This is a genomic window from Collimonas fungivorans, assembly GCF_028292705.1.
Taxonomy (GTDB): Bacteria; Pseudomonadota; Gammaproteobacteria; order Burkholderiales; family Burkholderiaceae_D; genus Collimonas; species Collimonas fungivorans_B.
Genome location: NZ_JAQGLV010000304.1, coordinates 1 through 14,666, shown reverse-complemented (window position 1 = coordinate 14,666; position 14,666 = coordinate 1). Strand labels below are relative to the sequence as shown.

Annotated in this window: 13 protein-coding genes and 2 pseudogenes; all 15 read right to left on the bottom strand. The window is 59.5% G+C overall.

What is annotated here, in order from left to right; genetic code table 11:
* Positions 1-1,440: pseudogene (locus tag JWQ61_RS17210) on the bottom strand (hypothetical protein); the annotation flags it as partial.
* A 210-nt stretch (positions 1,441-1,650) separates the two neighbouring features.
* Positions 1,651-1,770, bottom strand: a pseudogene (locus JWQ61_RS22130) (ESPR-type extended signal peptide-containing protein); the annotation flags it as partial.
* Between the two features lie 372 nt (positions 1,771-2,142).
* Positions 2,143-2,553 (bottom strand): lactoylglutathione lyase, encoded by a 411-nt coding sequence (gene gloA, locus JWQ61_RS17205; protein ID WP_304361596.1) that lies wholly within the window; start codon positions 2,551-2,553, stop codon positions 2,143-2,145.
* Between the two features lie 87 nt (positions 2,554-2,640).
* Complete coding sequence (locus tag JWQ61_RS17200; protein WP_304361595.1) at positions 2,641-3,582, bottom strand: M48 family metallopeptidase; 942 nt, start codon at positions 3,580-3,582, stop codon at positions 2,641-2,643.
* Between the two features lie 20 nt (positions 3,583-3,602).
* Entirely contained in the window at positions 3,603-4,346 is a 744-nt protein-coding gene (locus JWQ61_RS17195; protein ID WP_304361594.1) for a 1-acyl-sn-glycerol-3-phosphate acyltransferase, read from the bottom strand.
* 58 nt (positions 4,347-4,404) lie between these two features.
* Positions 4,405-4,962, bottom strand: coding sequence for a D-glycero-beta-D-manno-heptose 1,7-bisphosphate 7-phosphatase (gene gmhB, locus JWQ61_RS17190; protein ID WP_304361593.1), 558 nt, complete (start codon positions 4,960-4,962; stop codon positions 4,405-4,407).
* 16 nt (positions 4,963-4,978) lie between these two features.
* Positions 4,979-7,108, bottom strand: a complete 2,130-nt coding sequence (glyS, locus tag JWQ61_RS17185; RefSeq protein WP_304361592.1) for a glycine--tRNA ligase subunit beta — start codon at positions 7,106-7,108, stop codon at positions 4,979-4,981.
* An 11-nt stretch (positions 7,109-7,119) separates the two neighbouring features.
* Positions 7,120-8,100, bottom strand: a complete 981-nt coding sequence (glyQ, locus tag JWQ61_RS17180) for a glycine--tRNA ligase subunit alpha (RefSeq protein WP_014007592.1) — start codon at positions 8,098-8,100, stop codon at positions 7,120-7,122.
* Between the two features lie 128 nt (positions 8,101-8,228).
* A complete protein-coding gene (gene lnt, locus JWQ61_RS17175) occupies positions 8,229-9,770 on the bottom strand; it encodes an apolipoprotein N-acyltransferase (RefSeq protein WP_304361591.1) in 1,542 nt (513 codons plus the stop codon).
* Positions 9,771-9,842: 72 nt separating this feature from the next.
* The gene (locus tag JWQ61_RS17170; protein WP_014007590.1) at positions 9,843-10,724 is read right to left on the bottom strand and encodes an HlyC/CorC family transporter; all 882 of its coding nucleotides are present in this window, start codon (positions 10,722-10,724) and stop codon (positions 9,843-9,845) included.
* Positions 10,725-10,900: 176 nt separating this feature from the next.
* On the bottom strand, positions 10,901-11,185 hold the full coding sequence (locus JWQ61_RS17165) for a pentapeptide MXKDX repeat protein (protein WP_304361590.1): 285 nt from the start codon (positions 11,183-11,185) through the stop codon (positions 10,901-10,903).
* A 75-nt stretch (positions 11,186-11,260) separates the two neighbouring features.
* Entirely contained in the window at positions 11,261-12,034 is a 774-nt protein-coding gene (locus JWQ61_RS17160) for a molybdopterin-dependent oxidoreductase (RefSeq protein ID WP_304361589.1), read from the bottom strand.
* A 17-nt stretch (positions 12,035-12,051) separates the two neighbouring features.
* Positions 12,052-12,666 carry a cytochrome b/b6 domain-containing protein gene (locus tag JWQ61_RS17155; RefSeq protein ID WP_304361588.1) on the bottom strand — a complete coding sequence of 205 codons (615 nt, stop codon included), beginning with the start codon at positions 12,664-12,666 and terminating at the stop codon, positions 12,052-12,054.
* Positions 12,667-13,010: 344 nt separating this feature from the next.
* Positions 13,011-13,478, bottom strand: coding sequence for an rRNA maturation RNase YbeY (ybeY, locus tag JWQ61_RS17150; protein ID WP_304361587.1), 468 nt, complete (start codon positions 13,476-13,478; stop codon positions 13,011-13,013).
* A complete protein-coding gene (locus JWQ61_RS17145) occupies positions 13,462-14,631 on the bottom strand; it encodes a PhoH family protein (RefSeq protein WP_304361586.1) in 1,170 nt (389 codons plus the stop codon). Before JWQ61_RS17145 ends, ybeY begins: the two co-directional genes overlap by 17 nt.
* Between the last annotated feature and the right edge of the window lie 35 nt (positions 14,632-14,666).

Genomic DNA, 14,666 nt, shown 5'->3' with positions numbered 1-14,666 from the left:
TTCCGCTACCGGAGCGCCGCCGTTTTCCAGGCTGCTGACGCGATTGCCGAGAGAGTCCAGGGCGCCGTCCAGCGCACCCAAGGCGTCGCCTACATTGTGATAGCTGCCGCCCTGGACACCGAACACCGGGCCGGTAAAGCCGTTCACCCCCATCATCGCGCCGCCGCCCAGCATCTGGGCAACGCTGTCGCCGACCTGATGCAGCTGGCTGCCGTTAACCGCCTGTTTGCTGCCGGCAGCGATTGCGCCGTCAGCCAGGTTGTCGATGACGGAGCCGCTGCTGCCCGCCAAAGTCATTTTTTGTTTGCCGGCATCGTCGTACATCATTGCCCCGGCGAGGCTACCGTTGACTACACCGATGGCGTCATTCATTTGCCCTACATTGACGGCATCGTTTTCTTCGGTGCCGGCGGCGACGTTGACGATCTGGCGGGTTTGTACAGCGGTGCCGTCCGATACCCGGGTGTTGCCAACCGAAACGGTATTGGCTCGGTCGGCAAGCGCATGATCACCCAGTGCAACCGAATTGTCAGCTTCTACTGTCGCTCTTGGACCAAGTGCAAGGCTGTCTGTTGCATATGCGAACGCGCCAGCGCCGAGTGCGACGGCGTTGCGCCCACCAGCGTAGGCTGCCTCTTTGAAGCCGGCTTCGCCGCTGGCCTCCTGATACTGGCTGCCGATGGCAATTGCGCCGTTGTTTTCGGTTTTGGCAAAATTTCCCATCGCAATTGAGGCAGTGCCTATCGCCTCGGATTTGGAGCCGACGGCGATGGCCTGGTCGCCGCTGGCGATGGAGTAGGCCCCCAGCGCGGTAGTCCCGTCCGATAATGCCGAGGCATATGCCCCCAGCGCCGTACTGAAATCGCCCAGCGTGAAACTTCCTGATCCCAGCGCGGCGCTAAAATGTCCTTGCGCTGTGCTGTAAGCGCCAGCCGCAAGCGAACCGCCATTTCCGTTGGCCTGCGCATCCACGCCAAAAGCACTAGAGTCAACGCCATTGGCCTGCGCCTTTCCGCCCACGGCAGTGCTCCCTGTATTCGTTGCTTTGGCGCTGGCGCCGATTGCCATCGCGTCTTCGTCAAGCGCCACCGCGTCGTCGCTGCCATCGTTTTTACCGTTGGTTTTGACGTAGCGCAGGATGCTGCCGTCGCCTACCAGATTTTTCACCTGTCCCAGATTGACTGCGTCGGTGTCTGCGGTGCCTGCCGCAAGATTGGTGATCTGGCGTTCGCTGCCTGCTTTCCCGGCAGATATGCTGCCTGCCTGGCCGGTGTCGGACAAAGCGCCAGGCGCCTTGGCGTCGGGGTGTGGCGCCGGGGCATCTTCGGCATCGTTTGCAATGCGGGCGGCATTGCCCGAGGCAGCTCCATCTAGCGTGCGAGCTCTTGCGTCGACACTGAATGCGATCGGGTTGTTTGGAAAGGTGGTGTTGAATGTCAAAGGATTGATTTTGCTTGCCCGGCGACGGACAGCAGCTGCCACCGCCGTCTCATCTTCAGCCAAAGCGTCTTTGATGCCTTTGTTTTTACCGCCGGCAGGATCGTTCGATTGAACTTGCCCGATGGGACTTGCTGCTTCCGTGCTTTCTGTGCCGGCAAGCGCTGCATCCGCACCCATCAGGCCCAGGCTAACGGCAATAATGCGGGCAAGCGACTTGGCGTGGCATTGAACAGCACGGGATCTGGACTTTCCTTTTTTTCTGGCCGGCTCCGAGACGGCACAGCAGGTATTTGTGGATGCTTGCCAGACTACGCGATATGACTGATTCATGATGACTCCTCCGATATGTTTTTTTGGAAACTACGGCTGAAGCATGGAATGAATTTTTTATCGCAGATAGAGGAAAATTCCGGTGTTCCGGTAGGCTATCTCTAAAACAATTCGGGATTTTTCTGAAATGGCCGGAGGCCGCTTGACAGCGAGCTAAACTGATTTGCATTCTGTATTTTAAAAATACAAATGCTGCGGATCCAAATTCGATGCGGGGGCAGTGCGCGGTTATTCTTGAAAAATGGAAGCTATCGACGGGCAGCTCTCATGCAAAGTTACTGCTGCCTGTCGATATAGAGCATAAAGCGCATTGCCGGAACTGGAGACGGCCATTGTGATGGCGCGCCGGATTATTCTTCTGTCTTGCGTTGCTTATAAAGCAGCGCTGGCGGAAATCCCGTCCTTGCGTTCGATCAATTCGATTTTATAGCCGTCGGGGTCCTGCACAAAAGCGATTACCGTGCTGCCGCCCTTGACCGGTCCGGCTTCGCGCGTCACGTTGCCGCCCTGCGCCTTGACGTCGGCGCATGCCTTGTAGGCGTCCTCCACCGCCACCGCCAGGTGGCCGAACGCCGTGCCCTGGTCGTAGCTGTCGACGCCGTAGTTATAGGTCAGTTCGAGTTCGGCATGGTCGGGGTTGCTGCCATAGCCGACGAACGCCAGTGTGTATTTGTATTCCGGATTGTCGTTGGTGCGCAGCAGTTTCATGCCCAGCACCTTGGTGTAGAAATCGATGGAACGTTGCAGGTTGCCGACGCGCAGCATGGTATGGAGGATTCGCATGGTTGTTCTCGATGGTTGGGAAGAGAGGTATTGCTCAGGTTTGCACTGATATTTCAGATCGGCGGAACAGATTGGGACGAGCTTGCTTCAGAAAACCGGCAGGGTTTCCTGGGCGCTGTCGCGCAGGGTTTTCCTGGCCGTTTCGAATTCAGGGAAAATCGATTGCACCGTGGCCCAGAAACGCGGGCTGTGGTTCATCTCGCGCAGGTGTGACAACTCATGCGCAATCACATAGTCGATCAGCGGCAGCGCAAAATGCATCAGCCGCCAGTTCAGCCGGATCTTGCCTTCCGAAGTGCACGATCCCCACTGGGTAGTCGCCGACGACAGCGCGAAGGACTGGTAGGTGACGCCGAGTTTTTTGGCATAGATTGGCAGCCGCTCGGCAAATACGCGTTTGGCTTCCAGCTGCAGCCAGCCCAGCACGCGGTCCTTGAGCTGCTGCTCGCCGGCGTCGGCCGGCAGGCAGACGATCAGCTGGTCGCTGGCGTCGTCGAAGTGAATGCCGGCCTTCTGGGTGGCATGGATGCGCAGGATGATGCTGCGCCCCATATACGGCAGGGTCTCGCCGTCGCGCCATTGCATTTGCGGCTGCATGCGGCGCGTCGAGCGGTCGCGGTATTCACTCAGCTTGGTAAAAATCCAACGTTTCTTTTCGCGTATGGCGATTTCGATATCGCCCAGGGTCACCCACTTGGGAGCAGTGACGCGCAGGCCGTCATCGCTGATCAGGAAGCCGATGGAGCGCCGTTTGGAGCGCAGCAGGGTGTAGTCGAGCACATGTTCGCCGAAGCGCAGGCGGCGCTTGCCGGGCGCCAGGGCGGTTGGTTCGTCAGGCGCGAGGGCTTGCGGCCTTGGCTGCTGCCTGCTAGGAGGCGCCTCGACAGGCGGCGTGCTGGCGATCGCGTCGTTGGCAAACCCGTCGGCAAACAAGTCCAGTTGCAGCGCTTGCTGCTGCTGTGCCTTGCCCTGGGGCCGACCATGCGGTCCCAGGCGCGGCTTTGCTGGCTTTTGATGCAATAATTTCAATGGTGTCCAAACTGGAGGGGTTATTGCTGCTTGGAATAAACATGCGGTGAAATCACGCGCATTTCAGATTCTATCCAATTTTCGACTTTCGCCATCAGCTCGCTGCTATCCAGGCCTTCCGGCGAAATCGGCTTGCCGATCGAGACCGTGATCAGCCCCGGTTTCTTGATGAAGGAATTCTTCGGCCAGCACTCGCCTGCATTGTGTGCGACGGGCACCACCACGGTATTGGTTTCCACTGCCAGGCGGCTGCCGCCGTTCTTGTATTTGCCGGTCTGGCCGACCGGTATCCGCGTGCCTTCCGGGAACATGATGATCCATTGGCCGTCGGCCAGCCGCTTGCGTCCTTGCACCACCACTTGAGCGAAAGCGTCGCGGCCTTTGCTGCGGTCGATCGGAATCATGCGCAGCAAGGCGATGCCCCAGCCGAAAAACGGGATATAGGTCAGCGATTTCTTGAACACGAACACCAGCGGGCGCGGCGTCATCTGCAGCAGGAAAATCGTTTCCCACGCCGACTGGTGCTTGCTCAGCACCACGGCAGGGGCGTCGGGGAAGTTTTCAAAACCCTTGACCTCGTAACGGATCCCGCAGATGACCTTGGCCATCCAGACCACGATGACGTTCCAGCGCGCCGTCAGGTAATAGCGCCGGGCGTAAGGAAAGGGGGCGAACAAGAGGCAAGCCATCGACCAGACCACCGTCAGGACAGTCATCAGCAAGACGAACAATAGGGAACGTAAAAACAGGAAAAAACGCGACATGCAGACTCCAGGTATTTTTAAATAAGCTATCTTTATGCAGGACGGAGCCGACCGTTCATCAAACCGCCAGCTCCACCGGTTTCTTCAGCAGGAATTCGACCACCGCTGCCAGGTCAGGAAATATCAGGGTGCCGGGCGGCAGACCGCCTTTGTCGCGGGTCTTTTCGCCTTTGCCGGTGAGCACCAGATAAGGTGCGCAGCCGGCGACAAAACCTGCCTGCAGGTCGCGCAGCGAGTCGCCTACCGTCGCTACGCCGCCGCGCAGGCTGATCTCGAAGCGCTTGCCGATATCGTGGAACATGCCGGCCTTGGGCTTGCGGCAATCGCAGTTGTCGTCGGCGGCATGCGGGCAAAAAAAGATGGCGTCGATTTCGGCGCCGACCTGCTGCGCCGCTTCGTGCATTTTCTGATGGATGGCCATCAGGGTTGGCATGTCAAACAAGCCGCGCGCGATGCCCGACTGGTTGGTCGCCACCACTACCCGATAACCCGCCTGGTTCAGGCGTGCTATCGCGTCCAGCGAACCTTTGATCGGGATCCATTCATCTGGCGATTTGATGAAGGCGTCCGAGTCGTGGTTGATGACGCCGTCGCGGTCGAGGATGATTAATTTCATGGTGACCTTAAATAGCTTAGGCAGCCAGCTTGGAAATGTCGGCGACCTGGTTCAGCATCACATGCAGGTTCGCCAGCAACGCCAGGCGGTTGTTGCGCAATTGCTCGTCGTCCGCCATCACCATTACATCGTTGAAGAAGCCGTCGACGTTTTCTCGCAGCCGCGCCAATGCTTTCAAGGCGGTGCTGAAATCTCCCTTGGCAAACGCTGCATCGACCTCCGGCTTGAGCGCATTCATCGCTGCGAACAGCGATTGTTCGGCGTTGTCGCGCAGCAGGTCTTGCTGCACCATGCTGCCGACGCCTTCGGTCTTTTTCAGGATGTTGGTGATGCGCTTGTTGGCCGCGGCCAGCGCTTCCGCTTCCGGCAGGGCAGCGAACGCTTGCACCGCATCCAGGCGCTCGATGATGTTGTCGAGCCGCTCTGGCTGCTGCGCCACTACCGCTTCAATTTCGTTCGGCGCATAACCGCGTTCGCGCAGCAGGCCGCGCAGGCGGTCGTACAGGAACGGCAGCACGTCGCTGCCCGGATCCTTGAAGTTGGTGTTGCCGGCGAACTGCTGCGCGGCATTGCTCAGCAACTGCGTGAGCGATATCGGCAGGCGTTTTTCTAGCAGCATGCGCAAGATGCCCAGCGCATGGCGGCGCAGGGCGAACGGGTCCTTGTCGCCGGTCGGCTGCAGGCCGATGCCCCAGATTCCGACCAGGGTTTCCAGTTTGTCCGCCAGCGCTACCGCGATGCTGGTGTCGGTGGTCGGCAAGGCGTCGCCGGCAAAGCGCGGCTGGTAGTGTTCCGAGATGGCCAGGGCGACGTCGTCCGCTTCGCCGTCATGGCGCGCGTAATAATTGCCCATGATGCCTTGCAGCTCAGGGAACTCGCCCACCATGTCGGTCAGCAGATCGGCCTTGGCCAGCAGCGCCGCGCGTTCGGCCAGAGCAGACAATGCGGTAGCGCCGCCGAGCAGCGCGGCAATCGACGCGGCCAGGGTCTTGACCCGTTCCGTGCGCTGCAGCTGGTTGCCGAGCTTGTTGTGATAGACCACGTTGGCCAGCAGGGGCACACGTTCGGCCAGTTTCTTTTTCTGGTCTTGCTCGAAGAAGAATTTGGCGTCGGACAGGCGCGGGCGTACTACGCGCTCATTGCCTTCGATGATGTAGTGCGGTTCGCTGGTCTGCAGGTTGGAGACAATCAGGAAACGCGAACGCAGCTTGCCGGCGCTGTCGGTCAGGGCAAAATACTTCTGGTTGGTCTGCATCGTCAGGATCAGGCATTCCTGCGGGACGCTGAGGAATTCGTCTTCGAATTTGCAGGCATACACCACCGGCCATTCAACCAGCGCCGTGACTTCGTCCAGCAGCGCTTCCGGCATCAGTACCTGGTCCTCGGCCGCCGATTTTGCTGCCCCTTCCAGCAGGTCCCTGCGGATTTTTTCCTTGCGTTCGCTGAAGCTGGCGATGACTTTGCCTTGTTCGGCCAGCGTTGCTGCGTAGCTGTCGGCGTCGGCCAGCGTGATGCGGCCTGGCGACAGGAAACGATGGCCTTCGGTCTGGCGGTCTGCATCCAGGCCGAGCAAGGTCAAGGGCAGTACCTGTTCGCCATGCAGCGCCACCAGGCTGTGCGCCGGCCGCACGAAGCGGACGGTGTGGCCGGCGGCATGGCCGTGTTGACGCTGATAGCTCATCACTTTCGGGATCGGCAATTTTGCGACGGTATCTTCCAGCACCACCTGCAAACCGGCAGGCAGCGCCACGCCTTTGGCGGTGTAGCTGTAGAAAAAACTTTCAGCCTTGCCGTCAGGCGCGCGTTCCAGTTCGGCCGGGGTAATCACCGCCTGGCCGCATTGCGCGGCCAGTGCCGCCAGTTTCTTGACCAGCGGCGCCGTGGCGCGGCCTTCGGCGTCCAGCGCCACCGATACCGGCAACACTTTTTCGCGCATGGTCTTGTCGAGCGAAGTGGCGCGCACATTGCTGATGGCGACTGCCAGCCGGCGCGGTGTGGCGAATGCGGTGGCGACGGCGCCGTCGCCCAGGAAATCGCGCGATTTCAAGCCGTTGAAAATGCCATTGGCAAAGGCATCGCCGAGTTTCGCCAGGGCTTTCGGCGGCAATTCTTCCGTGAAAATTTCAATCAGCAGGGTCTGACTCAAAAGCGTGTCCTTCATACTGCTTCTCCCGCACGCTGCGCTACTGCCGCCATGTATTCATCTCCAAATTCTTGCAACAACAGATCGCCGTTTTCCTTGGTGATCTCCCACATCGGGAAGCCTAGCTTTGCCCGTGAATCGTAATATGCCTGCGCTACTGCGCGCGACAGGTTGCGGATCCGGCCCATGTAGGCGGCGCGCTCGGTGACCGAGATCGCTCCGCGCGCATCCAGCAGGTTGAAGGTATGTGCGGCTTTCAACACCATCTCGTAAGCCGGCAGCGCCAGCGGCACCGCCAGCAGGCGCTTGGCTTCGGCTTCGTAATTGCCGAACAGCGGGAACAGGAATTCGGTGTTGGCGTGTTCGAAATTGTAGGTCGACTGCTCGACTTCGTTCTGGTGGAAGACGTCGCCGTAGCTGAGTTTCTTGGTCACGCCGTTCTCGACCCATTCGGTCCACACCAGGTCGTAGACATTTTCCACGCCCTGCAGGTACATGGCCAAGCGCTCGATGCCGTAGGTGATCTCACCGAGCACCGGTTTGCAATCGAGGCCGCCGACCTGCTGGAAATAGGTGAACTGAGTCACCTCCATGCCGTTCAGCCAGACTTCCCAGCCCAGGCCCCAGGCGCCGAGGGTCGGGTTTTCCCAGTCGTCTTCGACGAAGCGCACATCGTTGCGCTTGAGATCCAGGCCAAGCGCTGCCAGCGAGCCGAGGTACAGGTCGAGGATATTTTCCGGCGCAGGCTTGAGTACGACCTGGTACTGATAGTAATGCTGCAAGCGGTTCGGGTTTTCGCCATAACGGCCATCCTTGGGACGGCGCGACGGCTGCACATAGGCGGCGCGCCAAGGCTCGGGGCCGATGGCGCGCAGGAAGGTCGCGGTATGAGAGGTGCCGGCGCCGACTTCCATGTCATAGGGCTGCAGCAGGGCGCAGCCCTGGGCGTCCCAGTAATCTTGTAATTTAAGGATGATTTGTTGAAATGTAAGCATCGTTTTGTTGCTTTTCCATACGGTAAGGTGCCGACGAATCGGGTGAAATACACAGGCGAAATACAGGGTAACGAAGAGCGCAACAGGATAAGCGCTAAAAGCAGCGATTTTAGCGGGTTTTGACCGCTTTAGGGCTGTGGGCGCGCTTTGCGGCGGCACCACCACCAGCTGGCGGCCAGCATCGCCAGCGCCAGGACCAGCATCAGGCGGTTGCCCAGCAGGATATACGGCGTTGTGCCGCTATAACCTTGCACCGGCACCGCCAGCGTGGCGCGGCTGTACGGGACCAGCTGGATGCTGACGACGCCGTGCGGATCGATCAGCGCGGTGGCGCCGGTATTGGTCGCGCGCAGCATCGGGCGGCCGGTTTCCAGGCTGCGCATTTGCGATATCTGCAAATGTTGCGGCAATGCAATCGTATTCCCGAACCAGGCGATATTCGACATGTTCAGCAGCAGGGTAGCGGTGGGCTTGCCAGCCGCCTGGGTGGCGGCCAGCTGGCCGGCGATTTCCTCGCCGAACAAGTCTTCGTAGCAGATGTTGGGCAGCACCCACTGGTCTTTCACCGCGAACGGCGCCTGCACCGCCGGTCCGCGGGTGAAATCGCCGAGCGGGATGTTCATCATGTCGACAAACCAGCGGAACCCGAGCGGCACGAATTCGCCGAACGGCACCAGATGCTGTTTGTCGTAGCGATAGGCAGGATCCGTGGCCTGGGGCGAGATGCCGATCACGCTGTTGGCGTAGCGGTCGGGCCCGTCGGTATAGGGAATGCCGAGCGCGATGTGGCTGCCGCTTTGCCGCGCGAAGTCGGCCAGCGCAGGCACATAATCCGATGGCAGCTGGGTTTGCAGGATCGGTATCGCCGTCTCGGGCGTGGCGATCAGGTCTGCCGGCGCGGAGCGGATCATGTCGATATACAGGCGCAAGGAGTTGACGATCTGCGCGTTGTCGAATTTTTCTTCCTGCGGCACATTGCCTTGCAGCAAGCGTACGGAGATCGGCTTGCCGTGCGGCGCGGTCCAGTTGACCTGGTGCAAACCAAGGCCCGCAGCCAGCACCAGCACGGCGGCGATCGCCGGCTTTTTATATTGCGGCAGCAAGGCCAGGCAGCCGGCGACCAATGCCGCAATGCCGCCTATGCCGTACACGCCGACCAGCGGCGCGTAGCCGGCCAGCGGGCCGGCCGTATGGGCATAACCTGAAATCAGCCAGGGAAAGCCGGTAAACAGCCAGCCGCGCAACCATTCCGTCAATGCCCACAGCGCCGGAAAAATCGCCAGCGCAAACAGCAGCGGCGAAGCCGACCAGCGGCGCCGCAGCCAGAGCGCGGCGGCGGTGCCCATGGCCGTGTACAGACCCATGATCGCCGCCAGCAATGCTATCGCCAGCGCCGTCAGCCAGCCCGGCAAACCGCCAAAGTCGTGCAGCGAGATATAAATCCAGTAGACGCCGTGCGCCACCCAGCCGAAGCTGTAGGCCCAGCCCAGCAGGGCGCCATGCTTGATGGTGGGGACGCGGATCAGGCAGAACACGAACAGCGCCAGCGTCAGCAGCTGGATTGGCCACAGTCCGTACGGCGCGAAGGCGAACACATTGATGGCGCCGGTGAGGGCGGCCAGCGGCAGCAGCAGGGGAAGTTTAGGAATTGAAGTCAGGCGAAAACTCATGGGCGGCGGCGATCTTGCTCTTCTTGGATAGGGGGTGGGCCGGCATAGCGGGCGTACCGGCCCACGCTCTTTTCAGGATTCTTCCTGAGCCGATTCCGACAGTTTTTCGACCAGCAAGACATGCACCTGGCGCGCGTCGGCGCGCAGCACTTCAAAGCGCACATTGTCGATCGTGAACTCGTCGCCCTTGCGCGGCACGCGTCCCAGGTGGTTGGCGACCAGGCCGCCGATGGTGTCGACGTCTTCGTCGACCAGCGCCGTCTCCAGCGTTTCGTTGAACTGTTCGATCTCGGTCAGCGCCTTGACGCGCCAGCGGCCGCCGTGGTCGCCGTCGCGGATGGCTAGGATATTGTCTTCTTCTTCATCGAAGTCGTATTCGTCCTCGATATCGCCGACGATCTGTTCCAGCACGTCTTCAATCGTGATCAGGCCGGCGACGCCGCCGTATTCGTCGACCACGATCGCCATGTGGTTGCGGTTGGCGCGGAAATCGCGCAGCAGGACGTTGAGGCGTTTCGATTCCGGGATGAAAACCGCCGGCCGCAGCATGTCGCGCACGTCGAACGACTCTTCGGCGTAATAGCGCAGCAGGTCTTTCGCCAGCAGGATGCCGATCACCTTGTCGCGCTCGCCGTCGACGGCGGGGAAGCGCGAGTGGGCGGTCGACAAGACTTCCGGCATCCAGTCTTCTATCGGTTTGGTGACGTCGATCATGTCCATTTGCGAGCGCGGGATCATGATGTCGCGGGCGGAGAGGTCGGAGACCTGGAACACGCCTTCGATCATCGACAGCGCGTCGGCGTCGATCAGGTTGCGTTCGTGTGCGTCTTGCAGCACGTCGAGCAGTTCGGCGCGGTTTTCAGGTTCAGGAGAAATCAGTGCGGTCAGGCGTTCGAATAACGACCGGTGGGGTTTAGCGTCAAATGATTTGACGCTACTAGGGTGCTCTGGCATATGGCGTTAGCCTTGGTTTCACATTGTTTTGGAAGCAATAGCATACAACAAATATGTGACAGGACGACGAAACGCGTGTGTCCGCAGGCCCAGATCGCGGTTCCGTGCGGCAATTTTTTGCATAAAAAAGCGGACCATGCCCGAAAACATGGTCCGCCGGATGGCAATAAAGATAATTATTTGCTCATTCCGTCTTTGGCCATGCCGTCCTTGCCCATCGCGTCTTTGCTCATTGCGTCCTTGGACATCGCGTCTTTTTTGGCGTGGGCTTTCTTTTTCATTGCATCTTTGGCCATGCCCGGCTTGTCCATGGCGTCCTTGCTCATCGCATCTTTCGACATGGCGTCCTTGGACATCGCATCCTTGGACATAGCGTCTTTGGACATGGCATCTTGTGCATAGACGCCGCCGGCTGTCATCATCAGGCAGGTAACCAACAGGGTTGTGAGGCTTTTCTTCATTTGAATCTCCAGGTAAAAGTGGCAAAAGTGCCGTAAAAATCAGCGGATGTCGCAGGGCTGCTTGTCAGCCCGAGCCTAAGCACCGCCGAACCAGTTGTACCCCTGGTCTTCCCAGTAACCGCCGGGGTACGTGTTTGTTACTTCGATTGAAGTGATGTGTTTCGGATTCTTGTAGCCGAGCTTGGTCGGCATCCGCAGTTTCATCGGGAAACCGTATTTCGGCGGCAGGATCTGGCCGTCGTAAGTCAGGGTCAGCTGGGTCTGCGGATGCAATGCGGTCGGCATGTCGATGCTGGTGTGGTAATCGTCGCCGCATTGGAAATCGATATATTTGGCGCTCAGGTCGGCGCCGATCTGCTTGAGAAAATAAGAGAACGGAACACCGCCCCAGCGGCCGATGGCGCTCCAGCCTTCGACGCAGATATGGCGCGTGATCTGCTCGTTCTGCGGCAGCTTGTGCAGCTGCTGCAATGTCCAGGAGCGTTTGTCGCTCACCAGGCCGGCGATTTCGAGCCGATAGTCGTCGCCGTCGATTTCCGGCACTTCCTCGATGGCGTAAAACGCATTGAAGGGGAAGGGCCGGGTCATTTCAGCCTGGGTATACGTCGGCGCCAGGCGCTTCGGATCGAACAGCCATCCTTGCACACCGTCGTTCATGCGCGAGATGCGCTCCAGCATGTGGTTGACGGATGGCTCGTCGGTGAGGTTGCAGCCGGTCAGCAGCGACAGGCCGCCCAGGGTCAGCGCACGTTTTGCAAACAGGCGGCGCGACGGCAATGTCAGTTCGCGCTGGGCGTCTTTCAATATCGATTCGGTATCGAGCGCCGGGTTAATATTTTTCTTGAACATGATTATCTCAATTCATCTTAGCGGCCGCGCAGCATGGCCAGCAGCGTGCGTGGAACCAGCGCCACCATGATGATGTGCACCACGATAAATGCGACCAGGAAGCTCATCGCGCAGAAATGCACGACCCGGGCGTTGTCGAAGCCGCCCATCAGTTCGCGCAGGACCGGGAACTGCACCGATTTCCAGATCGCCAGGCCGGAGACCACCAGCAGGATCAGATCCAGGATGACCGAGACGTAGGCCAGCTTTTGCACCGCGTTGTAGTGGTCAAGCGCGTCATGCTGCAGCTTGCCGCGCAGCGCCTTGATCAGGTCCTGGATGACTTCGGTCGGACGCAAAGGCAGGAATTTCTTCCACAGGCGGCCGCTGCCGGTATTGATCAGCAAGTAAACCAGGCCGTTGAAGAACAGCAGCCACATCGCTGCAAAATGCCATTGCAGGGCGCCGCCCAGCCAGCCGCCCAGCGTCCATTCGCTGGGAAAATGAAACGGGAAAATCGGCGAGGCGTTATAGATGCGCCAGCCGCTCAGGATCAGGATGACGACCGCCAGCACATTGAGCCAGTGTGTAATACGCAGCCAGACCGGGTGAATCACCGGCTTCTTTAGCGTGTCAAGAGTGGATGAGGCCATTTAGCCCTCCTGCCGCAGAGCGCGCACGGTCAGTGCCAGTAGCGTGACTGGGTTCATGATTGTCTCCGGAGAGTAAGCAATGTTGTTTTCATGTGCTTTAGTCGCGGACCAACTCAATTCATTACACGATTTCATAATAATCTTATTACTTGAAAGGATAAGAATTGGATTTTAGGGCATGAATATTGGATTTTTCACAATAATTCACCCTTTTCCTGATTCCCTCCAAAATCAAGGAAATGTCTTACACGGCTTGTTCCAGTAGTCCGACAGCAGGCTGTTGCTGGAAATGAAAAACGCCGCATAAGCGGCGTATCGGGAGTGATGAGGCGGGAGGTTTGTGCTCAGCGGTCAGCGTAGGGATTGGGCCAGTTTAACGTGTCCAGGATTTCAATTTCGAGGTTTTCCATCTCGGTGGCTTCTTCCTCGTCTTCATGGTCGTAACCTTGCGCGTGCAGGACGCCATGCACCACCAGATGGGCAGCATGCTCCAGCACGGACTTGCCTTGTTCCCTGGCTTCGCTTTGCAGGACATCGGTGCACAGGATGATGTCAGCCTGGGTGATGCCGTTGTCATCCTCGGCCTGGTCTTCCGAATAGGCGAAGGTCAGCACATTGGTGGCGTAATCCTTGCCGCGGTAGTCGCGGTTCAGGCTGCGGCCTTCTTCGGCATCGACAAAGCGGATCGTCAGCTCGGCCGGCGCCAGCAGCGCGGCTTGCACCCAGCGCCGCAATTTCGGGCGGGTGACGCTGTCTTGCAGGCGCGGGTCGGGGTATTGCACCGACAGGGAGAGTTTATTTTTTTGCGACATTGCGGCTGCGGGCTGTTTTGGTAATCCCGGTCTGCACCGGTTTGGCGGGTTTGACGGCTTGCGGCGTGGCGGCTTCGATGACGCCATGGGTAGACGCCACCGGCGCTGCCTGCGCCGCCGATTCATAGGCGTCGACAATGCGCGCCACCAAGGGGTGGCGCACCACGTCGCTGCTGTTAAAGCGGGTAAAGGCGATGCCGCGCACGTCTTTCAGGATATTCATCGCATCGATCAGGCCGCTCTTCTGGCCGCGCTGCAAGTCGATCTGGGTGACATCGCCGGTGACCACGGCCTTGCTGCCGAAGCCGATTCGTGTCAGGAACATCTTCATCTGTTCCGGCGTGGTGTTTTGCGCCTCGTCCAAGATGATGAAAGCATGGTTCAGCGTACGGCCGCGCATGTAAGCCAGCGGCGCGATCTCGATCGCCTGTTTTTCGAACATCTTCTGGGTACGGTCGAAACCCAGCAAATCGTACAGCGCGTCGTACAGGGGACGCAGGTAGGGATCGACTTTTTGCGCCAGGTCGCCGGGCAGGAAACCCAGGCGCTCGCCGGCCTCGACCGCCGGCCGCGTCAGCACGATGCGCTTGACCGCATCGCGTTCCAGCGCGTCTACCGCGCAGGCAACCGCCAGGTAGGTCTTGCCGGTGCCGGCCGGGCCGATGCCCAGCGTGACGTCATGTTCCAGGATCGAACGGATGTACTGGCTTTGGTGCGGCGTGCGGCCGCGCAGGTCGCTGCGCCGGGTTTTCAGCACAGGACTTTCGATATCGGTCTCGGTCAGCTCTGCATCCGCAGGATCGGCATTGGCATCGGCGCCAGGTTCGCTGGCGGCCTTGCCGTTACCCTTGGCGGCTTTCGCTTTCGGCTTCATGCCCAGTTTGGCGCGCTGTTCAACCAGCGCCAGCTGGATTTCATCCACCGAGATCACTTTGTTGGCGATGGCGTAAAACTGGTCGAGGATTTCCACCGCGCGTTCCGCATTGCCGCCGGCGGCAATGAATTTGTCGCCGCGCCGGAAAATCGACACATCCAGCGCCGCGGAAATCTGCCGCAGGTTTTCATCCAGCGGTCCGCACAGGTGCGCCAGCCGTGTATTGTCCAGCGGCTGCGGGATGAAATAATGCGGCTGGGTAGGGGTTTTAGTTTTCAAACTGGGCTGTGTTTATCTTGTTTGATTGGTCGGTG